Here is a 21,794-nt window from a genome sequence, read left to right as displayed (position 1 = left end):
AGGAAAATAAATGATTGATTTAAAAGATATTTCTGTCACATTTACTCAGGGAAATCGTGAAATTCATGCAGTAAAAAATGTTAATTTAAAAGTAGAACAAGGGGACGTTTACGGAATTGTTGGTTATTCCGGCGCTGGTAAAAGTACGCTGGTTCGTGTAATTAATTTGCTACAACGTCCAACAAGTGGGGTGGTCGAGATTAATGGAACCGAATTTACGACCCTTACACACAAACAATTACGTGCAAAAAGAAAATCAATTGGGATGATTTTCCAGCACTTTAATTTAATGAAGAGCCGTTCGATTTTTGACAACGTTGATTTTTCTTTAAAATATTCAGGAAAATCCAAACAGGAACGTCGTCAAAAAGTAACGGAGCTCCTAGAATTGGTTGGCTTGTCAGATAAAGTAGATGCTTATCCAAGCCAACTATCTGGTGGGCAAAAACAACGTGTGGCGATTGCCAGAGCTTTAGCAAATGATCCAGAAATTTTACTTTGTGATGAAGCGACAAGTGCGCTTGATCCAAAAACAACCTTACAAATTTTAGCGTTATTACGTGAATTAAATAAAAAACTAGGGTTAACGATTGTTTTAATCACACACGAAATGCAAGTAGTCAAAGAAATTTGTAATAAAGTTGCAGTGATGGAAGACGGCGAAGTGATTGAACAAGGAGACAGCGTTCAAATTTTCAGTAGTCCACAAAAACCGTTAACCAAAGACTTTATCCGTACGGCTACACATATTGACCAAGCGTTAGAAACTATTTTAAGTAGCGAAAGCTTCTCACATTTGGAAGACGATGAATGGTTGGTTGAACTATCCTACGTTGGAGATTCAACAAGCGAACCATTGATTGCGAAATTATTCCGTGACTATCAATTAACGACAAATATTCTTTATGGAAATGTCGAAATTATCCAAGATGTGCCACTTGGAAGCTTAGTTGTCACGTTAGCTGGTGATTTAGAACAACGATACAAAGCATTTGACTTCTTAATTGCAGAAGGCGTGACCGTCAACATTTTGAAAAAAGCAGAAGAACATACAGCAACTATAAAGGGAGGTATCTAGTATGCAAGCTTTATTAGAAAAATATTTACCCAATGTGATTCAAATTCCTAACGAATTTGTCCAAGCAACGATTGATACATTGTATATGTCATTTTTTACGTCACTGGTTTCAGGAGTACTAGGTATTTTCTTCGGAGTTATCTTAGTCGTTACACGTCAAGGTGGGATTTTAGAAAATCTCTTCATCTTTAATGTCTTAGATAAAATTGTCAATATTGTCCGTTCAATTCCGTTTATTATCTTACTGTCCTTATTAGTAGGAGTGACGCGTTTAATTGTAGGAACATCCATTGGTGCAACAGCAGCGTTAGTACCATTGATTGTTGGTGTGGTACCTTTCTTTGCCCGTCAAATTGAAATTGCCTTGTTGGAAGTTGACCCAGGGGTAATTGAAGCAGCCGAGGCAATGGGAACAAGCCCATTAGGAATTATCTTCCGTGTGTATCTATTGGAAGGTTTACCAGGAATTGTCCGTGTATCTGCCTTAACAATTATTAACGTGATTGGATTGACGGCGATGGCCGGAGCGGTTGGTGCTGGAGGATTAGGTAGTTTAGCTGTTACACGTGGATACAATCGATTCCAAACAGATGTGACTTGGGTAGCGATGATTATCATCTTAATTCTGGTATTCATTAGCCAAGCAGTAAGTAACTGGATCATTAAAAAAATTAGTCATTAATTAATAATAGAAATCAATGGGGGAATTCAAATGAAAAAATGGTTGAAATTAACGACAGCTGCTTTAGCAGTTCTAGCATTTGCGACAGGATGTGGCAATCAAGCAGGCACGAAGGAAAGTGCAAGCAGTGAAAGTAGCAAACAAGAAGAAGTAACGGTTAAATTAGGTTTAATTGGCGCAGATACCGACGTTTGGGATAGTGTTAAAGATCGCTTGAAAGAAGAAGGGATCAACTTAGAATACGTGCAATTTACGGAATATAGCCAACCAAACACTGCTTTGGCAAATGGCGACATTGATTTGAATTCATTCCAACATCAATATTTCCTAGATAATTTTAATTCAGAACATGGTACAGACTTAGTTTCAATTGGCAATACAGTCAACGCACCATTAGGAATCTATTCTGAAAAAATTAAAGACATCAAGGAATTAAAAGACGGTGCTAAAGTTGCGATTCCAAATGATGTGACAAATGGTGGTCGTGCGTTGTTATTACTTCAAACAGCTGGTTTAATCAAAGTTGATGAAGCAGCAAAACAAGCACCAACTGTTTCTGACATTACTGAAAATCCAAAAAACTTAGACATCACTGAATTAGAGGCTTCACAAACAGCACGTGCTTTACAAGACGTTGATGCATCAATAATTAATAGTGGTATGGCGGTTGATGCTGGTTTTATTCCATCTGAAGATGCGATTTATTTAGAACCAGTAGATGATACATCACGTCCATACGTTAATATTATTGCGGCCCGTAAAGAAGATGAAAACAACGAAGTTTACCAAAAAGTGGTAGCTGCTTATCAAACAGATGAAACAGCCAAAGTAATCGACGAAACATCAAAAGGTTCAAGTATCCCTGCTTGGGAAACATTTGGTACAAAATAAAAAAGGAAACAATCTACTTGGGAGGATTACTACATGACAGCAAGAGAAGAAAAATATGCGACAATTAAATCGTTCATCCAAGAGCGTTTACCTGAATATAAAGAGGTAGCAATTGATATTCATGAACATCCAGAAGTAAGTAACTATGAAGTGTATTCTTCAGATGCGTTAATTGCCCAATTGAAAAAAGAAGGGTTTGAAGTGAAGAAGGATGTTGCTGGACATCACACCGGTTTTGATGCTCGTTATAAAGCAGCAAAAGACGGGCCAACTTTAGCCTTTTTAGCAGAATATGATGCACTACCAGGCATTGGTCATGCGTGTGGTCATAACCTATTTGGAACATATTCTGTATTAGCTGCGAGTGCGTTAAAACAAGTGGTTGATGAAGTTGGTGGTGAAATCCGTGTATATGGAACACCTGGTGAAGAAGGCGGCGAGAATGGCTCTGCCAAAGGAAGCTTCGTTCGTGAAGGATTCTTTGACGATGTGGATGCAGCATTATGTGTTCATCCTGCACATCGCTATTCTAAAACAACGCATGGTTTAGCCAACGATCCAGTGGATATTAAATTCTATGGTGTCGCTTCTCATGCAGCCGGTGCGCCAGAAAAAGGAATTAGTGCTTTAGAGGCGTTGTTACAAGTGTTCAATGGCATTAATGGTTTACGTTTGTACTTGCCAAAAGATGTCAATATTCATGGCATTATTACCGATGGTGGTGTTGCTGCGAATGTGATTCCAGAATATGCTGCAGGTCGTTTTTACTTGCGTGCTGCCAACCGTGCGACGTTAAATGATGTTTATGCCAAAGTAGAGAACATTGTCAAAGCAGCGTCCTTATCAACTGGAGCGACGTATGAATTTGGCTTATTCCAAAATGCAGTGGATGACATTATTATTACCCCATCTTTTGATGATATTTTCTTTAGTCATGCCCAAGCAGCAGGTGTACCAACAGATGAAATTGATGATACTGTACGCGCAAGTTTTGGTTCGTCAGATGTCGGGAATGTCAGTCAAGTGATTCCAACCATCCAACCAACTGTATCGATTTCTGATGAATATATTGCGGGACATTCGATTGAATTTAAAGCCGCTGCTCGTAGTGAAAAAGGCTTAAATTCGATTGCGATAGCAGCTGAATTATTAGCTAAAACAGCGCTAGACTTAATTGAAGAACCTGCTTTATTAGAGAAAGTCAAAGCAGATCATAAAGAAAGTTTAGCTAAAGGAAATTAAAGTAATACTTTCTAAGAGAGCCTTCCATTGCGAAGGCTCTTCTTTTTTATCCAATTAGTATACTGTTTTTTCAAGAGGCGTAAAAAAGTCTGTCTTAATTTTTTCACAAATCCGACTATACTGAAAGCGTAAACAACAGATAGGAGTGAAACACATGACAGATTGGTTAAACATTAGTGGAAAAACGGTCATTGTAACAGGAGGTTCTTCAGGTATTGGCAAAAGTATCGTTGAAAGTCTATTGGCGCAACAAGTCAATGTCGCAAATTTTGATATTGCCGACTCTGATTTAGAAAATGAGCAATTATTGTTTGTGAAAGTCGATGTGACATCTCGTCAAGAAGTAGAAGCGGGCGTTGCAAAAGTTGTCGCACATTTTGGGACGATTGATGGTTTAGTAAATAATGCTGGTATTAATATTCCACGTTTATTAGTAGATAAAAAAGAAGCCCATGGGCAATATGAATTATCCGATGCTGTTTTTGATAAAATCATTGCGATTAATCAAAAAGGGTTGTACTTGATGAGTCAAGCTGTTGGCCGTGTTTTTGTTGAAAAACAAGCAGGAGTGATTGTCAATATGTCTTCTGAGTCAGGCTTAGAAGGTTCAGAAGGGCAAAGTGCATATGCAGCAACCAAAGCAGCTGTGAACAGTTATACTCGTTCATGGGCGAAAGAACTTGGCAAATCCAATGTCCGTGTCGTTGGGATTGCTCCTGGGATTATGGAAGAAACTGGCTTACGTACATTAGCGTATGAAGAAGCGTTGGCGTATACGCGAGGAATCACCGTAGAGGAACTACGTGCTGGATACGCGAAAACGAGTACAATTCCGTTAGGACGTAGCGGTAAGTTACATGAGGTTGCCGATTTGGTATGTTATTATTTATCCGACCGAGCAAGCTATATTACAGGTGTGACAACCAATGTAGCTGGAGGTAAAACTAGAGGATAGAAGTGGGGGGGGACAAATGACACTAGTAAATCGATGGTATCAAATTCTACAATTGCTAGTAACCCACAAAGAGATGACCTTATCAGAATTACAAAAGCAACTAGCGATGAGTCCACAGACCGTTCGCAAAAGCATTGAAACGCTGAACGAAGAATTAGTCAATATTGCTTTAATTATTCAAGAAAATAATGAATTTCATTTGGAGATTCAACAATACGATCAATTTGATATCATTATGGCAGGTAGTTTGAGAAAGCAAAGTGATTTTAATTCTTCAAGTAAGCGTGTTGCGTTTATTATTAAACGGTTGATTGAAGCCGATGATTTTGTTTTGACGGATGATTTATCAGAAGAACTGGGTGTGAGTCGTGGCACGGTTGTGAAAGATATTCGGAGCATGAAACAACGAATTGCTCCGTTTGCTGTAAAAGTCATCGGCACACCGAATCGAGGGATGCAAATTGTCGGTGATGAATTTGAATTGCGTTTACTACACATCTATTATGTACAAGAGTATTTTGAAGAATATTTTTTAACCGAAGAAACCAAAGTGTTACTACAAGAAATGACCAAAACTTCGGGCTTGATGAAACAACATGGGATTCTCTTGCAAAAAGTGATTGCTATTGTGCTGCAACGCATCTTATCAGGAAACTTACTGTCTGCCTTACCTGAAGCGTATACGAATTATGTGCAGCATCATGACCAAATCGAGCAATTAATGTATCACTTAGAAATGACGTATAATGTGACGCTCAGTCAATTAGAACAAGCCTTTATTAGTTTTCCATTTAATATGAGCGCCACTGATTTACGAGAAAAAAATCGTCCGAATGATCGGCAATTACAAGATTATTTTTGCTTTATGCTCCAACGCATTCATCAAGTATTAGTCGTTGACATTGACGAAGAACGTCTGTTTAACGAAATGAAAGATCACTTAATGTATATGATTAATCGTTTAGTATTTCGCGTCGAGTTACAAGATTTATTTTATGGTGAAATTGAAACACAATACCCGTTTGCTTATGAATTAGCCAAAGTCGGCTTGCAAGGGTTAGGCGATGAGTTGCATCGTGAGGTACCGGCAGTAGAATGTAGTTATTTGGCTTTTTATTTTGAATTGGCGCTCCGCCGTCAACCAAATGATAAAAATAAAAAAGAAATTGCAGTCGTTTGTAGTACCGGTAAAGGCACGGCCTTGATTATTCGACGGCAATTAGAACGCGTCTTAGGTCCCGAAATTCGCATCACACATTTTTCTGAAGAAGCATATGAGAAAAGTGATTTAAATCAATATTTTGCAGTATTTACCACTATTCCATTAAAAAATGTAGACAATCACACACCCGTGATTCAATTAACCAATTTATTTAACGATACGTGGTTACGCAAAGAATGGAAACGTGCTGAAAAAGTCCGAGCAGCTAGCATTCAACAAGTACAATTGCACTTTCATCTGTTATCAATGACAGCTTCGTATGAAGAAAACGTCTCTAAAATGGTTGCAACTTTACACCAAGAAAACTTAGTAGATGAAGACTTTTCTCAGCGGATTGTGGAACGAGAAGCACAGCATTCAACGGTTTTTGAATCAGGAATTGCTTTTCCTCATACGATTAACAAAGCATCGACACAAATTATTTTATCAGTCGGTGTTTTTCCAGAAACCTTGTTAACACCTGCTGGCAAGATTGATGTTGTGTTGTTATTGGCAATTCCGGAAGATTTAACCATGAGTAAAGAACGAGAACTTTTACAATTATATGATCAATTATTTGCAGTAGCAGGAAACCCTGCATTACGTCAAGAGCTATGTCAACAAAGAGAGTTACCATCCTTGAAGGAATGGATGAGAAGAAAGGGGATTATTGCATGAGCTTCATTTATTTATTTGGTGCATTCGTGGTTGGTGCGTATTTAATGCAAGTGGTCTTAGGAATGAAACAAATTAAACATTTTAATCAAACGTATCAAGAACTACGTCGAAAAGGCAAAGTCGCTATTGGGCGCCGCGCCGGTAAAATTAAGGCGGGAACGATTGTACTTTTTGCTGTCGATCAACAAGGAAAAATTTTGGACGCCAGAAAAATGCAAGGTGTGACAGTGCTAGCAAAATTTCACACGTTATCCGCTTATATTGGAGAAGATATTCATTATATGGATAAATATCATCCACTTGTTCGCCAAGAAAATAAACTCATCCAACAAGCGATGGAGAATGCACGCGAAATTTATTTACGTGTCGAAATGGGGAACTACCAAGAAGAACAACCGTTATCGCCATTAGCTGGAACGAAAGTCCAGTTGCAATTATGGAAAAATCAAGTTCAAGCAAAAATGAAAAGGAGTGTTGAGTAATGGAGTATATTACTAAATTTGCGGAAGGGTTTATGAATCTGTTTCAAACGGGAGCAGAAACATTTATTTCATGGATGACAGGAATTGTTCCTGTTGTGTTAATGTTGATGGTTGCGATGAATACATTGATCGCCTTTTTAGGAGAAGATCGTGTAACCAAAGTGGCAAAATTATCTGCTAAAAATCCGTTTACGCGTTATCTAGTCTTACCTTTCTTGTCTGCTTTTATGTTGGGGAATCCGATGTCATTTACGATGGCCCGTTTTTTACCTGAATATTATAAACCTAGTTACTATGCGGCACAGGCACAATTCTGTCATACAAGTAATGGCGTGTTTCCACATATCAATCCAGGTGAATTGTTTGTTTGGTTAGGGATTGCACAAGGGATTACTACTTTAGGGCTTAACTCGATGGAATTGGCGATACGTTACATGTTTGTTGGTATCTTAATGAACTTTATCGGTGGTTGGGTGACCGACTTTACCACAGCGTATGTGTGTAAACAACAAGGGATTACACTTAGCAAAACAGTAAAAGCAACATTGGACTAGAAAGGGGTAAGGAACATGACTTATAATAGTATTCGAGTAGTAAAAGGTAATGGAGGCTACGGTGGTCCGTTAGTGATTACACCAACTGAAGAAAAACATAAATTTATTTATATCACTGGTGGCGGTGAAAAACCAGCAATCGTCGATAAAATTGTTGAATTAACTGGTATGGAAGCAGTGAATGGCTTCAAGACATCTATTCCTGATAATGAAATCGCTTTAGCTATTATTGATTGTGGAGGGACTTTGCGTTGCGGCATTTATCCCAAAAAAGGAATTCCTACAATTAATATCGTTCCGACTGGCAAAAGCGGTCCATTAGCTCAATATATCCATGAAGAAATTTATGTATCTGCAGTCGATAATGCTCAAATTTCATTAGCAACTGAAGAGCAGACACAAACTGTTGCAACAAAAACAACTGAACCAAAACGTGAATTTACTTACGATACGAGTAAAAAAATTACCGAACAAAGAGCAGAACAACAAAACTTCATTGCAAAAATTGGAATGGGTGCAGGGAAAGTTGTAGCAACCTTTAATCAATCTGCACGTGAAGGTGTACAAACGATGATTCACACAGTCATTCCATTTATGGCATTTGTATCATTGTTAATCGGAGTGATTCAAGGATCAGGAATTGGGAACTTCTTTGCCAACATTATGGCACCGCTAGCAAGCAATGTTGTTGGTTTAGTGATTATTGGTTTTGTATGTTCACTACCATTTTTATCGCCATTATTAGGCCCGGGTGCGGTTATCAGTCAAGTAATCGGTACGTTAATTGGTGTAGAAATTGGAAAAGGCAACATTCCTCCACAACTTGCTTTGCCAGCATTATTTGCCATTAATACGCAAAATGCTTGTGACTTTATCCCAGTTGGCTTGGGTCTAGAAGAAGCGGAAGCAGAAACAGTGGAAGTGGGTGTACCCGCAGTCTTGTACTCTCGTTTCTTAAATGGGGTACCTCGTGTCGTGGTAGCTTGGTTAGCAAGTTTTGGATTGTATAGTTAATTTCGTTTTTTAGGAGGAGAAGCAATGTCAGTATTTACTACAACGGTTCTGTCAATTGGACCAGAAGCAGAATTATTTAAAGAAGAAAAAATGGTGATTTTATTCGGAAAAGATGCCCCTGATGCGTTAGCCGATTACTGTTACAACATCGAAGTTCGTCCAACAACAGGCGCTATTACCGTCAAGCAAGAATTAGTTATTGATGACAATCATTATCAAATTACTTCGGTTGGAGATGTTGTTTTACCAAATTTAGAAAATTTAGGCCACATTACCATTAAATTTGATGGTGCGACAACACCAGAATTACCAGGAACGTTATACGTCGAAGATAAGCCGATGCCAGAAATTGGTGTTGGCACCACAATTAGTATCCAATAAAAACGTAGTCTGGATAGTTGTCTATCCAGACTTTCGAGCGGAGGCGACAAATAAATGGAATTCATGTTAGATACCGTAGACTTAGATAAAATCCGTTATTATCAAGCAATTTTACCATTAGCAGGTGTGACTTCTAATCCGACTATTTTAAAACAAGCGGGTAAAATTGATTTCTACACGCACCTAAAAGAAATTCAAACACTCATTGATTCAGCAAGTTTGCATGTACAAGTGGTGGGTGAGACATTGGAGGAAATTTTAGCGGATGCCGAGGAAATTTTATCCCATTTAGGTAGCGATGTGTATATTAAAATTCCGGTGAATGAAGCTGGTTTAGCAGCTATGAAACAATTAAAGCAAAAACAAGTAAAGGTTACCGCAACTGCAATTTACACAGAAATGCAAGGATATTTGGCGATTGCAGCAGGGGCCGATTATTTAGCCCCTTATTACAATCGCATGGAAAACTTAAATATTGATGCACGTGATGTGATTGGTGCGTTGGTAGCAGAAATTGAGCGAACCAATGCACCAAGTAAAGTATTGGCTGCTAGTTTCAAAAACGTTGCGCAAGTCAATGTTGCTTGTCGCCAAGGTGCACATGCCATTACAGCAGGCCCCGATATCTTTGCACAAGCCTTTAAAATGCCTGCCATTCAGCAAGCAGTAACCGATTTTCATCAGGATTGGCGAGAAACGTTTGAAGTCGAAACGATTAAGGAGTTATCACAATGATAGATACGATTATTTTTGATATGGACGGGGTATTGGTTGATTCTGAATATACATTTTTACGTTCTAAAACGGACATGTTGCATGCAGAAGGCCATTTCAAAGAAGAGTCGTACCAATACCAATTTATGGGGACAACAGCTGATTTTATGTGGCAAACGATGAAAGAAGAATTACAACTGCCACGTTCGGTAGACGAATATATCGCAGAAATGAATCAACGACGTGAAGCAATTATAGCTAAAGATGGCGTTCGAGCGATTAAGCATGTGCAAGAGTTTGTTAAAGCATTAGCCGAAGCTGGTTTCAAATTAGGTGTAGCATCTTCTTCACGAAAAACGGAAATTGAATCACATCTAATAGCATTAGGCTTACGTCCTTATTTTTCGCAACTGGTTAGTGGGGAAGAAGTTGCCCATTCCAAACCAGCACCGGATGTTTTTTTGAAAACAGCAGCGTTGTTAGAGGCCAATCCTAAAAATTGTGTCGTCTTTGAAGATACGCATAATGGGAGTAAAGCTGCCAAAGCCGCCGGAATGTATTGTATTGGTTTTGCCAACCCTGATTACCCTGTTCAAGAGTTGATTGCTGATGAGATTATTCAAGATTTTCGTGAAATAAATGTAGCAGAATTACGACAGAAAGCATAAAAAAGATGTGCCAACGACGGCACATCTTTTTTATTATTCAATGACTAAAATGCCTTCTTTTAACGCAAAAGGATTTTGTCCATTAATATGATCATAGAACATTACACCGTTTAAATGATCGATTTCATGTTGGACCACAATAGCAGTATAATTTTTTAAGCGAATTTTTTGTTGTTCGCCTTCTTCGTTAAAATAAGTCAACGTAATACGAGCTGATCGTGGAACATATCCCGGTACTTCGCGATCGACAGATAAGCAACCTTCGCCATCCGACAAACAAGCTTCTTGTACAGAATGACTCATAATTTTGGGATTATATAAAACCGCTTGGAAATCAGGTTCTTCACGTTCAGGGTCAGAACTTGGTACCAGCACTGCTGCCATTCGTTTTGACACATCCACTTGCGGTGCGGCTAAACCGACACCTCCACGCAAATCTAATTCTTCTGCTTTCACTGGATCTTGACTATTTTCTAAAAATTCCATCATATCTTTTCCTAATTGACGATCTTCTTCACTCAACGGAAAAGAGACTTCTTCAGCAACTTTTCGTAAAGTTGGGTGTCCCTCACGAATAATATCATCCATTGTAATCATTGATGATGTCTCCTCTCAAGTATAAATTCATATGTAAGTTCTTGTAGCCCGTCCTTTAGTTTAACACAAAATAAGAAATGGCGTGTAGCAAATGTTTGTAAATCACAAAATTGATTATTAAGTAACGTTATTTGTAAAAAGGAATATTTGTGGTATTGTTGGGGCAAGAAATAGAGAAAAAGGAGAGACCTAATATGAAGCATGTAGAAGATAAATTATTAGTTCAAATTGCCCAAATGTATTATCAAGAAGATAAAAATCAAAGTCAAATTTCAAAAGAGTTAAATATTCATCGAAGTACGATTAGTCGTTTATTAAAAAAATCGCGAGAAGAAGGAATTGTAACGATTACTATCAATTATGATTTAGCAGGTACGTATACACTAGAAAAAGAATTAGAAGAAGTCTATGGATTGAAAAAAGCAATTGTTGTTCCGACAGCAGTTGACATTCAATCAGAACAAAAACTACAATTGTTAGGTTCAGCTACAAATGATTATTTACAGTCTATTTTAGATGATAATATGACAATTGGCTTTTCATGGGGACAAGCGATGTCGATGGTAGCAGCAGAGCTTCAAGAAACAGAAGTACAAAATTTGATGTGTTTACCTTTAATTGGAGGCCCTTCTGGACGATTAATCGGAGAATATCATGTTAATACGATTACTTTTGAAGCATCCAAAAAATTAAAAAGTAAAGCAGTATTAATTGACTCACCAGCGTTTCCTGAAACGAAAGAATTAAAAGAAGCATTGATGGCAAATCAATTTAATCAAGATTTAGTTCAACTTTGGCAACAGTTATCCATTGCAGTTTTTGGAATTGGTAGCCCACAAATGAAAGATAGCGCACGCTGGCAACTTTTTTATGATGATAATATTTTAGAAGAACTAGAAGAACAAGTAGTTGGTGATGTGGTATCACGTTTTTATGATGCTAAAGGTCAGCACATTTCAAGCAAATTAGATGAACGCTTGATAGGTATCTCGATTGATCAGTTGAAAAAAGTGGATTATCGCATTGCTGTAGCAGAATCATTAGAAAAAGCTTCCGCTATTCGTGGTGCTTTACGTGGTAAATATATGAACGTATTAGTCACTACCCAAGAAACGGCAGAAGCAATTTTAAAAGATATTTGAAGAGGAGAGGCATGTTCCTCTTTTTTTGTTTTAACATATGTGATTATAGAATCAAAAAAGTTAAAAATGTGTTGACAATTTATTTGGTAGCGTTTACTATTTAGTTATAACAAATGTTAATTGTTTTTAACAAATGTGAGGAGAGGTAATATGAGTTGGTTAGATATTAAAGGTAAAACAGTGATTGTTACGGGTGGCTCATCGGGAATTGGTGCTGCCATAGTGAAAGAATTATGTCAATTGCAGGTCAATGTTGTGAATGCAGATTTAAGTGAAGGAAATTTTAGTCATGATAATTTATTGTTTGTTCAAACAGATGTTACATCTAGAAAGTCAGTTGAAGCAGTAGTCGAAAAAGCGATAACGCATTTTGGAAGTATAGATGGTGTAGTGAATAACGCGGGTATTAACATTCCAGCATTATTGGTAGATGAAAAACAAACAGAGAATGGCAAATTTGAAATTAATGATTCATTATTTGACAAAATAATTAACGTAAATCAAAAAGGTCTGTACCTTATGAGTCAAGCTGTCGGTCGAAAATTAGTTGAACAAGGATATGGAGTTATTATTAACATGTCTTCTGAAAGCGGTTTAGAAGGGTCGGAAGGACAAAGCGCGTATGCAGCAACAAAAGCTGCTGTTAATAGTTATACACGTTCATGGGCAAAAGAATTAGGAAAAAAAGGAATTCGGGTTGTTGGTATTGCACCAGGTATCATGGAAGAAACAGGATTACGTACATTGGCATACGAAGAAGCCTTAGCTTACACTCGTGGCAAAACTGTAGCAGAGCTACGCACTGGTTATAGCCAAACAAGTACGATTCCATTAGGTCGAAGTGGAAAATTATCTGAAGTTGCTGATTTGGTTGCGTACTTCTTATCAGAGCGTTCAAGTTACATTTCAGGTGTTACAGTTAATGTTGCTGGTGGTAAAACGAGAGGATAGGTGAAGCCGATGTCAAGTGTCGTTTTGGTTGCCCATGGAAAGTTAGCAAATGAAATGAAAAACTCTGCAGAAATGATTTTTGGTGAACTTTCAGATTTTCAAACTGTTGAATTTCTAAAAGAGGATGGTTTTGATTCATTAAAAGAAAAATTGCAGCAAGTATTGAATCAAACCGATGAATCGGTCATTATTCTAGCAGATTTATTTGGTGGCACGCCTTTTAATGCTAGCTGTGGTTTGGCGATGGAATATCCCAAAAAACAAATTGAAGTTATTTCGGGTATGTCATTACCGTTAGTTTTAGAAACAGCAACAGTCTATACTGATCGCGAAGCAAAAGCAGTAGCAGATTATTTGCAAGAAATTGCTAGTGACACTGTACGTACCTTTGTAATTGAAGAAGATGATGAGGAGGAATTATAATGCAAATTCGATTAGCGAGAATAGATGACCGCTTGATTCATGGACAAGTAGCAACTGTATGGGCAAAAGAAGCAGGAGCACAGCGAATTATTGTTGTAAGTAAAGAAGTTGCTGATGACCAGATTCGTAAAACATTAGTGAAACAAGCTGCACCTCCTGGAATTAAAGCAAATATTATAGATGTAGACAAAGCGGTGAGAGTGTATAACAATCCAAAATATGCAAATGAAACAGTTTTTTATTTATTTACAAATCCTTCTGAAGTATTAGAACTTATTCAAAAAGGCGTACCAATTCAATCTATTAATATTGGCGGTATGCAATATAAAACAGGAAAAACGCAAGTAACTAAAGCTGTTTCTGTTGATGCAACAGACGTGGTGGCTTTTAGAAAGTTAGCTGAACTAGGTGTAGAATTAGACTTGCGTGTTGTAGCAACCGATGGAAAAGGAGACTTTGCATTGAAACTAAAAGAAGCAGGTTTCTAGAAGGAGGAACTTCAATGGAATTATCAGTGATTCAGATTATACTCATTTTTTTATTTTCAAGTATTGCTGGGATGGGCAGTGTGTTAGATGAATTCCAAACGCATCGTCCAATTATTGCTTGTACGGTGATGGGGTTAATTTTAGGTGATTTGACTACTGGCGTTATTTTAGGTGGCACTTTGGAGTTAATTGCTTTAGGATGGATGAACATTGGCGCAGCACAATCACCAGATTCAGCTTTAGCAAGTACCATCTCTACGATTTTAGTGATTGTTGGTAGTCAAAGTATTCAAAATGGCATTGCGGTAGCTTTACCTGTTGCAGCAGCCGGTCAAGTTTTGACGGTTTTTGTACGTACGTTAACAGTCGCCTTCCAGCATGCAGCGGATAAGGAAGCTGAAAAGGCCAATTTTAAACGTATTATCTTACTTCATTTCAGTGCTTTGTTGATGCAAGCAATGCGTGTAGCTATTCCAACGACAATTGTCGCTGCATTTGTTAGTGCAGAAATGGTCGAAAATATGTTGGCAGCTATTCCAGATGTGGTAACTGGTGGATTAGCTGTTGCAGGTGGATTTATTGTAGTTGTTGGGTATGCGATGGTACTTAATATGATGAGTGTGAAATATTTAATGCCATTTTTCTTCTTAGGTTTCGTTTTAGGCGGTTATTTAGACTTTAGTCTTTTATCGTTTGGGATTATTGGTTTAATTATGGCCTTATTGTATGTTCAGTTGAACCCCAATTTCAATAAACAAGCTGCGATTGCTACCGTAACTGCAAGTAATACTTACGATGATTTAGACGATGAACTAGAAGATTAAAGGAGAGAACAAAATGGAAAATACCAATCAAATAACAATTCAGTCTAAAATCACCAAACAAGACTTAATTCGAACCTTTGTTTATTCAAATTTTCAACAAGCGTCTTTTAATTATGAAAGAATTCATGCATTAGCATTTTGTGTAGATATGATCCCAACAATTCAACGTGTTTATGAAACAAAGGAAGAGCAAGCAGAAGCGTTGAAACGCCATTTGACGTTCTTTAATGTGACTCCTGGAATGTGTGGACCAGTAATCGGTGTCACTATGGCAATGGAAGAAGCGCGAGCAAGTGGAGCAGATATTGAAGAAGGAACGATTAATAGCCTGAAAGTTGGTTTAATGGGACCGCTCGCAGGTGTGGGAGATCCTTTAATTTGGGGAACATTACGTCCAATTACTGCGGCTTTGGGTGCATCGATTGCATTAACTGGAAACGTTATGGGACCATTATTATTTTTTATTGCTTTTAATGCTGTTCGCTTAGCGTTAAAGTGGTTTGGTTTAACTTATGGCTTAAAAAAAGGTTTGGATATTGTTTCTGATTTATCAGGTAATTTATTACAAAAATTAACAGAAGGAGCCACGATTTTAGGATTATTTATCATGGGTGTCTTAGTAACAAAATGGACAACAATCAATGTGCCACTGGTGGTGTCAAAAACGACTGGACCAGATGGACAAGAAGTGATTACTACTGTTCAAAATGTCTTAGATGATTTAGTTCCAGGGTTATTGGCATTGGGCTTAACTTTATTAATGATGCGTTTATTGAAGAAAAAAGTGAGTCCGATTGTTTTAATTTTTGCTTTGTTTGCTGTCGGGATTGCTGGATATGCATTTGGCATTTTAGGGTAGATAAAGTAATGTAAAGGAGAGTTTAGAATGAAAACAAAAGCAGTTCGCTTATATGGTAAAAATGATTTACGATTAGAAGAATTTGAGTTGCCAACTATTCAAGAGGATGAAATTTTAGCTTCTGTGGTAACAGATAGTATTTGTATGTCTACTTGGAAACTAGCTAATCAAGGAGCAGATCATAAAAAGGCACCCGATGATGTTGCCACAAATCCGATTATTATTGGCCACGAATTTTGTGGAGAAATTTTAGAAGTGGGTGCTAAGTGGGCTGATCGTTATCAAGTCGGTGAACGCTATGTAGTTCAAGCAAATTTACAATTACCTGATCGTCCAGACTGTCCAGGATATTCTTACCCATATACAGGCGGCGATGCCACATATATTATTATTTCAAAAGATGTGATGGAACAAGATTGTTTAATTCCTTACAAAGGAGAAACATATTTCGAAGGTTCATTAGTTGAACCATTATCTTGTGTTATTGGTGCATTTGAAGCAAATTATCACCTGATTGAAGGTACGTATGAACATCAGATGGGAATTAAACCTGATGGGAATCTTTTAATTATAGGTGGAACTGGTCCGATGGGTTTATTAGCGATTGATTATGCTTTGCATGGACCAATCAAACCTAAGCACATAGTAGTTACCGATCGCCATCAAGAGAAACTAGACCGTGCTGCTAAATTATATCCTAGCCAAAATGGGATTACTGTGACCTATATCAATGTACGTGATGTCGATAATCAAGTTTCAGTATTGAAAGAGGCGATTTTTAATCAAGGATATGATGATGTATTTGTTATGGTACCTTCTAAAGAGGCCATTACAGACGGTTCAAGACTAATGAATCCTGATGGTTGTTTAAATTTCTTTGCAGGACCACAAAATAAAGATTTTTTTGCAGAAGTGAATTTTTATGATATTCATTATTCTTTCATGCATTATGTAGGAACTTCTGGTGGAAATACGGAGGATATGCGCAAAGCAGTCCAATTAATTGAAGAAAAAAAAGTTCGTGCTGCCAATGTAGTGACACATATTTTAGGTTTGGATGCAGTTGCAGAAACAACTTTAAACCAACCAACTATTGGCGGTGGGAAAAAATTAATTTATACTCATAAAGCGATGGAACGAACTAATTTGAGTGAGTTATCCGAAAACAGTGACTTGAGAAAAATTTTAGATAAAACTGACGGTATTTGGAGTAAAGAAGCTGAGGAGTACATCTTAACGACCCAACCAGAAATTTAAGAAAAACAGTCATTACTTTGTGGTAATGGCTGTTTTTTCTACATATTCAAATTATTATTGTGCAAAAAAAGTGAGAATACGCGTGGTGATAAATAAAAAAGACTGTTCCCTAAGTTGTTGGGGATAGTTTCTGTTTGTTTTTTTCTTATACAGTAAAAATATAGAAGCTTATACCATCAAGTGTTTATAAAAATTTATGACCAATTTTTACAAAGTGAGTATTAGTTCTCTTTGTCCTAAACGTCGCTATTTTGTGCGTGAACGTGGATTGTTCATACTTTTTTCAAAACTTTTCACTTGCAAGTTAGTGATTTGGGTGTATAATGACACAGTGTCATATGACGTAGTGTCATAAATAACGTGAAGGAGGGAAACAGATGCCAACCGAAACTTTTTTTAACTTACCCAAAGAAAAGCAACAACGGATTTTAGATGCAGCAAAAAAAGAATTTTCAAGAGCATCATTGAAAGACGCCTCGATTGCTAATGTAATTAAAGATGCTGAAATTCCTAGAGGCAGTTTTTATCAATACTTTAAAGATAAAGAAGATTTATATTATTACTATTTTCAAACCGTGCGTCATGATGGTCATCGCTACTTAATTTCATCGATTCAACAAGCAAAGGGCGATTTATTTCAAGGATTTGAGGAGTATTTTGCATGGATGGTTCCTGAAATTTTTGTCGGCGATCATGCGTTATTTTACAAAAATGTTTTTACCAATATGGATTATCATGGTTTTCGTCGTGTTGCCCCACATTTAGAAAAAAATTCAGAGGCGTGTCAAGACAAACAACTGGCACATAAAAAACACCAGAAGGACTTATTGGATGCCATTGATCGCTCGACATTGAAAGTCGCTGACGACCATGAATTACATTTATTACTACAATTAGTGATGCATACGTTGTTTACAACGATAGCAGATGGGTATCGGCGTGTGTTAATGGATGGTTCATATGATATTGAGCAAATCAATCGGAATTTTGAAAGTAAAGTCAACTGGTTGAAAAATGGTGCACGAAAGGAGCAAGATGAATGATTAAACTATGGAAACGAATTTCTTGGGTCTCTGCATTGATGGCAGTAATTTTTATGATTGCACAAGTCATTGCTGATTTGTATTTACCAACCCTTACTTCGAACATTATTGATAAAGGGGTTGCGGTGGGCGATATTGATTATATCTGGCAAACAGGAATGTTTATGGTCGGCTTCTCCTTAGTCAGTATTATCGCTGCGGTTGGTAATACGTATTTTGCGACCAGAGAATCCCAAAAATTAGGCAAAGAATTACGGACAGATATTTATAACAAGGTGGAACATGCATCCATACGTACCTTTGATAAATATGGTACGGCTTCATTGATTACCCGTACGACAAACGATGTCAACCAAATTCAAATGGTGACCCAAATGTTTTTACGGATGATGATTAATGCACCGATTACCTTAATTGGTGCTAGCTTTTTAGCCTATTACAAAGATCCACAATTAACGAAAATTTTCTTGGTCGTCATTCCAGTTATTATTGTCGCAATTGGTGGCATTATGTATTTTGCGGTGCCATTATTTAAGAGTATGCAAAAGAAAACCGACCGTTTGAACTTGGTTTTTCGTGAAGGATTGACGGGTGTTCGTGTGATTCGTGCATTTAACAAAACAGCGTATGAAGAAAGCCGTTTTGATGATGCGAATAAAGATTACACACAAACAGCAATCAAAGTAAACACGATTGTCGCGCTAATGATGCCGTTAATGACGTTGATTATGAGTGGAACAAACATTGCGATTACTTGGTTTGGTGGGCATTATATTGCTGATATGACGTTAGAAGTTGGGAATTTGATTGCATTTATGACCTATGCGATGCAAATTTTAATTAGTTTTATGATGTTATCGATGATTTTTGTGATGGTTCCTCGTGCGCAAGCTTCGGCGGATCGTATTAATGAAATTTTAGAAGAGCCTGACGAAATCTTAGATGTTCAAAATCCAGCAACTATTTCACGTCAAGGAAGTGCGGCTAAATTAGTGTTTGATCATGTGAACTACCGTTTCCCTGGTGCAGAAAAATTAGCACTAAAAGATGTGCATTTTGCGGTTGAATCTGGACAAACAGTTGCCATTATCGGGGGAACCGGTTCTGGGAAAACAACGTTAGTGAACTTGTTGCCACGTCTATATGATGTGGAATCAGGAATGATTCGTTTAAACAATCAAGATATTTCAAAAGTAACGCAACATGATTTACGTGAAGTGATTGGTTTTGTTCCACAAAAAGCAGTGTTATTCTCAGGAACGATTCGTGAGAATATGCGTTACGGACGACCAGAAGCAACGGATGAAGAAATCTGGCAGGCCTTAGCTATTGCTCAAGCGAAAGATTTCGTTGAAGGGTTAGACGATGGACTAGATAGTCGTGTGGAACAAGGTGGAGGCAACTTTTCTGGTGGACAACGTCAACGTTTAGCGATTGCGCGAGCATTGATTAAAGAGGCAGATGTGTATGTCTTTGATGATTCATTTTCTGCTTTAGACTTTAAAACTGACGCGAATTTACGTGCAGCATTAAAAGAATCAATGACAGAAGGAATCATGGTCATTGTTGCCCAACGTGTCAGCACTGTCATGGATGCGGACATTATTTTAGTTTTGGATGAAGGTCAAGTTGTAGGACAAGGCACACACGAAGAATTATTAGCAGAAAATGCGACTTATCAAGAAATCGTGCATTCACAATTGAGAGAGGAGGATTTAGCATGAGTAAAGAAAAAACACAACCAATCCATGGTGGATCTGGACACGGTGGACCCGGACGTGGTATGGGTATGAAACCTCAAAAAGCGACGAATTTTTGGGTCACAACCAAACGGCTTTTTCATTATATGTCCAAACGTTCCTATGCGATTATCCTCGTCTTTGTTTTAGCGATTGCTGCAGTTGTTTTCCAAATTCAAACACCAAAAGTGCTTGGTCAAGCAACCACAGAAATATTTAATGGTGTGATGGCAGGCGTCAAACAAATGAAAATGGGCGAACAAATTAGTCGTTTCCCGATTGATTTTGATAAAATTGGTCAAATTATTTTGATTGTGATTGGTATGTATGTCATTTCAGCAATCTTTAATTTCATGCAACAATTTATTATGACACGTGTTTCACAACGAACAGTGTATGAAATGCGTCGAGATTTAGATGAAAAAATGAGTCGCTTACCAATTTCTTATTACGATACGCATAGCAATGGGGACATTATGTCGCGTGCCATTAACGATATGGACAATATCGCAGGGACCTTGCAACAAAACTTGACGCAATTTGTAACCAGTATTGTGACCTTTGTTGGGGTATTATGGATGATGTTGACCATTAGTTGGCAATTAACATTGGTCGCTTTGGCAACTGTTCCATTGAGTTTGATTGTTGTGATGTTGGTTGCACCAAAATCACAGAAACATTTTGCAGCCCAACAAAAAAGCTTGGGACTTCTAAATGACCAAGTTGAAGAAACATATGGTGGTCATACAGTCGTCAAAACATTTAATCATGAAAAAGCAAACCAAGAAGTATTTGAAGTTGAAAATGAAAAATTATATGAAGCTGGTTGGAAAGCCCAATTTATTTCAGCGATGATTATGCCATTGATGAACTTTGTTAAAAACTTAGGGTATGTCTTTGTGGCAGTTCTTGGTGGGATTAAAGTGGCAAATGGGAATATGAATTTAGGAGATGTGCAAGCATTCTTACAATATACCAATCAATTCTCCCAACCAATTACGCAAATTGCGAGCTTGATTAATACCATTCAATCAACAGTTGCTTCTGCAGAACGGGTATTTGAAATCTTAGACGAAGAAGAAATGCTGAATGAACCTTCATTATTACCAACAGAAGACAACGACTATAAAGTTCGTTTTGAAAATGTTCAATTTGGTTATAACGAAGACAAATTATTGATGACTGATTTCAATTTGGATGTGAAAGCAGGCGAAATGGTGGCGATTGTCGGCCCAACTGGTGCAGGTAAAACGACGTTAATTAACTTGTTAGAACGTTTTTATGATGTTTCTGGTGGGAGCATTCGTTATGAAGGCAAAGACACACGCGATTTCACGCGTGATGAATTACGAAATCATTTCTCAATGGTATTGCAAGATACGTGGTTATTTACAGGAACGATTTATGACAATATCCTTTATGGGAATGAACAAGCAACCAAAGAACAAGTGATGACAGCAGCAAAAGCAGCGCATGTGGATGAATTTGTTCGTAAATTACCAGAAGGATATGACACTGTGTTAAATGAAGAAGCAAGTAATATTTCACAAGGACAACGTCAATTAATTACGATTGCGCGGGCATTTTTAGCCAATCCAGATGTCTTAATTTTGGATGAAGCAACATCGAGTGTCGATACGCGGACTGAAATCTTAATTCAACAAGCTATGAATCGTTTATTAGAAAATCGCACCAGTTTTGTGGTTGCACATCGCTTGTCAACCATTCGTGATGCGGATAATATCATCGTTATGAATCAAGGTTCGATTATTGAAACAGGGAATCATGACACCTTGATGGCGAAAAATGGTTTCTACGCAGACTTATATAACAGTCAATTTTCAGAAGAAGTAGCTTAATGGAAAACGATGCTTACGATTAGCAGTAAGCATCGTTTTTTTTATTTGCCAACTAAAAATAGTTCAGCACCT

General features: G+C 37.5%; 23 protein-coding genes. 22 read left to right on the top strand and 1 reads right to left on the bottom strand.

Annotated features, from left to right (window positions below; all coding sequences use genetic code 11):
- Positions 1-10 precede the first annotated feature (10 nt).
- The 12 genes from PYW32_RS11860 (at position 11) to PYW32_RS11805 (ending at position 10,540) form a co-directional block, all read left to right on the top strand.
- Positions 11-1,078, top strand: coding sequence for a methionine ABC transporter ATP-binding protein (locus PYW32_RS11860; protein ID WP_016174071.1), 1,068 nt, complete (start codon positions 11-13; stop codon positions 1,076-1,078).
- A gap of 1 nt (position 1,079) precedes the next feature.
- A complete protein-coding gene (locus tag PYW32_RS11855; protein WP_016174072.1) occupies positions 1,080-1,760 on the top strand; it encodes a methionine ABC transporter permease in 681 nt (226 codons plus the stop codon).
- A gap of 30 nt (positions 1,761-1,790) precedes the next feature.
- Positions 1,791-2,651 carry a MetQ/NlpA family ABC transporter substrate-binding protein gene (locus tag PYW32_RS11850; protein WP_016174073.1) on the top strand — a complete coding sequence of 287 codons (861 nt, stop codon included), beginning with the start codon at positions 1,791-1,793 and terminating at the stop codon, positions 2,649-2,651.
- 33 nt (positions 2,652-2,684) lie between these two features.
- Complete coding sequence (locus tag PYW32_RS11845) at positions 2,685-3,893, top strand: M20 family metallopeptidase (protein ID WP_016174074.1); 1,209 nt, start codon at positions 2,685-2,687, stop codon at positions 3,891-3,893.
- 154 nt (positions 3,894-4,047) lie between these two features.
- Positions 4,048-4,848, top strand: a complete 801-nt coding sequence (locus tag PYW32_RS11840) for an SDR family oxidoreductase (RefSeq protein ID WP_016174075.1) — start codon at positions 4,048-4,050, stop codon at positions 4,846-4,848.
- Between the two features lie 16 nt (positions 4,849-4,864).
- Positions 4,865-6,727: a BglG family transcription antiterminator gene (locus tag PYW32_RS11835; protein ID WP_016174076.1), complete on the top strand. Its 1,863-nt coding sequence runs from the start codon at positions 4,865-4,867 to the stop codon at positions 6,725-6,727.
- Positions 6,724-7,209, top strand: coding sequence for a transcriptional regulator GutM (locus tag PYW32_RS11830; RefSeq protein WP_016174077.1), 486 nt, complete (start codon positions 6,724-6,726; stop codon positions 7,207-7,209). Before PYW32_RS11835 ends, PYW32_RS11830 begins: the two co-directional genes overlap by 4 nt.
- Entirely contained in the window at positions 7,209-7,763 is a 555-nt protein-coding gene (gene srlA, locus PYW32_RS11825; protein WP_016174078.1) for a PTS glucitol/sorbitol transporter subunit IIC, read from the top strand. Before PYW32_RS11830 ends, srlA begins: the two co-directional genes overlap by 1 nt.
- A 15-nt stretch (positions 7,764-7,778) precedes the next feature.
- A complete protein-coding gene (srlE, locus tag PYW32_RS11820; RefSeq protein ID WP_016174079.1) occupies positions 7,779-8,777 on the top strand; it encodes a PTS glucitol/sorbitol transporter subunit IIB in 999 nt (332 codons plus the stop codon).
- A 24-nt stretch (positions 8,778-8,801) separates the two neighbouring features.
- A complete protein-coding gene (locus PYW32_RS11815; RefSeq protein WP_016174080.1) occupies positions 8,802-9,158 on the top strand; it encodes a PTS glucitol/sorbitol transporter subunit IIA in 357 nt (118 codons plus the stop codon).
- A gap of 54 nt (positions 9,159-9,212) precedes the next feature.
- Positions 9,213-9,893 carry a fructose-6-phosphate aldolase gene (locus PYW32_RS11810; protein WP_016174081.1) on the top strand — a complete coding sequence of 227 codons (681 nt, stop codon included), beginning with the start codon at positions 9,213-9,215 and terminating at the stop codon, positions 9,891-9,893.
- Complete coding sequence (locus tag PYW32_RS11805; RefSeq protein WP_016174082.1) at positions 9,890-10,540, top strand: HAD family hydrolase; 651 nt, start codon at positions 9,890-9,892, stop codon at positions 10,538-10,540. The genes PYW32_RS11810 and PYW32_RS11805 overlap by 4 nt, the downstream gene beginning before the upstream one ends.
- 33 nt (positions 10,541-10,573) lie before the next feature.
- Here the strand turns inward: PYW32_RS11805 and def are convergent, their stop codons facing one another.
- A complete protein-coding gene (gene def, locus PYW32_RS11800; RefSeq protein WP_016174083.1) occupies positions 10,574-11,137 on the bottom strand; it encodes a peptide deformylase in 564 nt (187 codons plus the stop codon).
- 194 nt (positions 11,138-11,331) lie between these two features.
- On the opposite strand from def, the gene PYW32_RS11795 reads away from it, so the two are divergent.
- The 10 genes from PYW32_RS11795 to PYW32_RS11750 all read left to right on the top strand — a co-directional run bounded on the left by PYW32_RS11795 (position 11,332) and on the right by PYW32_RS11750 (position 21,722).
- Entirely contained in the window at positions 11,332-12,279 is a 948-nt protein-coding gene (locus tag PYW32_RS11795; RefSeq protein WP_016174084.1) for a sugar-binding transcriptional regulator, read from the top strand.
- 150 nt (positions 12,280-12,429) lie between these two features.
- Entirely contained in the window at positions 12,430-13,230 is an 801-nt protein-coding gene (locus tag PYW32_RS11790; RefSeq protein ID WP_016174085.1) for an SDR family oxidoreductase, read from the top strand.
- Positions 13,231-13,239: 9 nt separating this feature from the next.
- Positions 13,240-13,653, top strand: coding sequence for a PTS sugar transporter subunit IIA (locus PYW32_RS11785; RefSeq protein ID WP_016174086.1), 414 nt, complete (start codon positions 13,240-13,242; stop codon positions 13,651-13,653).
- The gene (locus PYW32_RS11780) at positions 13,653-14,141 is read left to right on the top strand and encodes a mannose/fructose/sorbose PTS transporter subunit IIB (RefSeq protein ID WP_016174087.1); all 489 of its coding nucleotides are present in this window, start codon (positions 13,653-13,655) and stop codon (positions 14,139-14,141) included. Before PYW32_RS11785 ends, PYW32_RS11780 begins: the two co-directional genes overlap by 1 nt.
- 14 nt (positions 14,142-14,155) lie before the next feature.
- Positions 14,156-14,965, top strand: coding sequence for a PTS mannose/fructose/sorbose transporter subunit IIC (locus PYW32_RS11775; protein WP_016174088.1), 810 nt, complete (start codon positions 14,156-14,158; stop codon positions 14,963-14,965).
- 13 nt (positions 14,966-14,978) lie between these two features.
- On the top strand, positions 14,979-15,824 hold the full coding sequence (locus PYW32_RS11770; protein ID WP_016174089.1) for a mannose/fructose/sorbose PTS transporter subunit IID: 846 nt from the start codon (positions 14,979-14,981) through the stop codon (positions 15,822-15,824).
- Positions 15,825-15,851: 27 nt separating this feature from the next.
- The gene (locus tag PYW32_RS11765; RefSeq protein WP_016174090.1) at positions 15,852-17,081 is read left to right on the top strand and encodes a zinc-binding dehydrogenase; all 1,230 of its coding nucleotides are present in this window, start codon (positions 15,852-15,854) and stop codon (positions 17,079-17,081) included.
- Positions 17,082-17,458: 377 nt separating this feature from the next.
- Complete coding sequence (locus tag PYW32_RS11760; RefSeq protein WP_016174091.1) at positions 17,459-18,124, top strand: TetR/AcrR family transcriptional regulator; 666 nt, start codon at positions 17,459-17,461, stop codon at positions 18,122-18,124.
- Complete coding sequence (locus PYW32_RS11755; RefSeq protein WP_016174092.1) at positions 18,121-19,848, top strand: ABC transporter ATP-binding protein; 1,728 nt, start codon at positions 18,121-18,123, stop codon at positions 19,846-19,848. The genes PYW32_RS11760 and PYW32_RS11755 overlap by 4 nt, the downstream gene beginning before the upstream one ends.
- On the top strand, positions 19,845-21,722 hold the full coding sequence (locus PYW32_RS11750; protein ID WP_016174093.1) for an ABC transporter ATP-binding protein: 1,878 nt from the start codon (positions 19,845-19,847) through the stop codon (positions 21,720-21,722). Before PYW32_RS11755 ends, PYW32_RS11750 begins: the two co-directional genes overlap by 4 nt.
- Positions 21,723-21,794: the final 72 nt, after the last annotated feature.

This window comes from Enterococcus saccharolyticus subsp. saccharolyticus (assembly GCF_029023825.1).
GTDB lineage: Bacteria > Bacillota > Bacilli > Lactobacillales > Enterococcaceae > Enterococcus_F > Enterococcus_F saccharolyticus.
This window is presented reverse-complemented; position numbering and strand designations above follow the sequence as displayed.

Coding starts and splice junctions, on each gene's coding strand:
- PYW32_RS11750 (WP_016174093.1), top strand. CDS start 19,845: ATGAGTAAAGAAAAAACACAACCAATCCATGGTGGATCTGGACACGGT.
- PYW32_RS11770 (WP_016174089.1), top strand. CDS start 14,979: ATGGAAAATACCAATCAAATAACAATTCAGTCTAAAATCACCAAACAA.
- PYW32_RS11860 (WP_016174071.1), top strand. CDS start 11: ATGATTGATTTAAAAGATATTTCTGTCACATTTACTCAGGGAAATCGT.
- PYW32_RS11785 (WP_016174086.1), top strand. CDS start 13,240: ATGTCAAGTGTCGTTTTGGTTGCCCATGGAAAGTTAGCAAATGAAATG.
- PYW32_RS11765 (WP_016174090.1), top strand. CDS start 15,852: ATGAAAACAAAAGCAGTTCGCTTATATGGTAAAAATGATTTACGATTA.
- PYW32_RS11845 (WP_016174074.1), top strand. CDS start 2,685: ATGACAGCAAGAGAAGAAAAATATGCGACAATTAAATCGTTCATCCAA.
- PYW32_RS11755 (WP_016174092.1), top strand. CDS start 18,121: ATGATTAAACTATGGAAACGAATTTCTTGGGTCTCTGCATTGATGGCA.
- PYW32_RS11775 (WP_016174088.1), top strand. CDS start 14,156: ATGGAATTATCAGTGATTCAGATTATACTCATTTTTTTATTTTCAAGT.
- srlA (WP_016174078.1), top strand. CDS start 7,209: ATGGAGTATATTACTAAATTTGCGGAAGGGTTTATGAATCTGTTTCAA.
- PYW32_RS11835 (WP_016174076.1), top strand. CDS start 4,865: ATGACACTAGTAAATCGATGGTATCAAATTCTACAATTGCTAGTAACC.
- PYW32_RS11830 (WP_016174077.1), top strand. CDS start 6,724: ATGAGCTTCATTTATTTATTTGGTGCATTCGTGGTTGGTGCGTATTTA.
- PYW32_RS11805 (WP_016174082.1), top strand. CDS start 9,890: ATGATAGATACGATTATTTTTGATATGGACGGGGTATTGGTTGATTCT.
- def (WP_016174083.1), bottom strand. CDS start 11,137: ATGATTACAATGGATGATATTATTCGTGAGGGACACCCAACTTTACGA.
- PYW32_RS11815 (WP_016174080.1), top strand. CDS start 8,802: ATGTCAGTATTTACTACAACGGTTCTGTCAATTGGACCAGAAGCAGAA.
- PYW32_RS11810 (WP_016174081.1), top strand. CDS start 9,213: ATGGAATTCATGTTAGATACCGTAGACTTAGATAAAATCCGTTATTAT.
- PYW32_RS11855 (WP_016174072.1), top strand. CDS start 1,080: ATGCAAGCTTTATTAGAAAAATATTTACCCAATGTGATTCAAATTCCT.
- PYW32_RS11795 (WP_016174084.1), top strand. CDS start 11,332: ATGAAGCATGTAGAAGATAAATTATTAGTTCAAATTGCCCAAATGTAT.
- PYW32_RS11850 (WP_016174073.1), top strand. CDS start 1,791: ATGAAAAAATGGTTGAAATTAACGACAGCTGCTTTAGCAGTTCTAGCA.
- srlE (WP_016174079.1), top strand. CDS start 7,779: ATGACTTATAATAGTATTCGAGTAGTAAAAGGTAATGGAGGCTACGGT.
- PYW32_RS11780 (WP_016174087.1), top strand. CDS start 13,653: ATGCAAATTCGATTAGCGAGAATAGATGACCGCTTGATTCATGGACAA.
- PYW32_RS11840 (WP_016174075.1), top strand. CDS start 4,048: ATGACAGATTGGTTAAACATTAGTGGAAAAACGGTCATTGTAACAGGA.
- PYW32_RS11760 (WP_016174091.1), top strand. CDS start 17,459: ATGCCAACCGAAACTTTTTTTAACTTACCCAAAGAAAAGCAACAACGG.
- PYW32_RS11790 (WP_016174085.1), top strand. CDS start 12,430: ATGAGTTGGTTAGATATTAAAGGTAAAACAGTGATTGTTACGGGTGGC.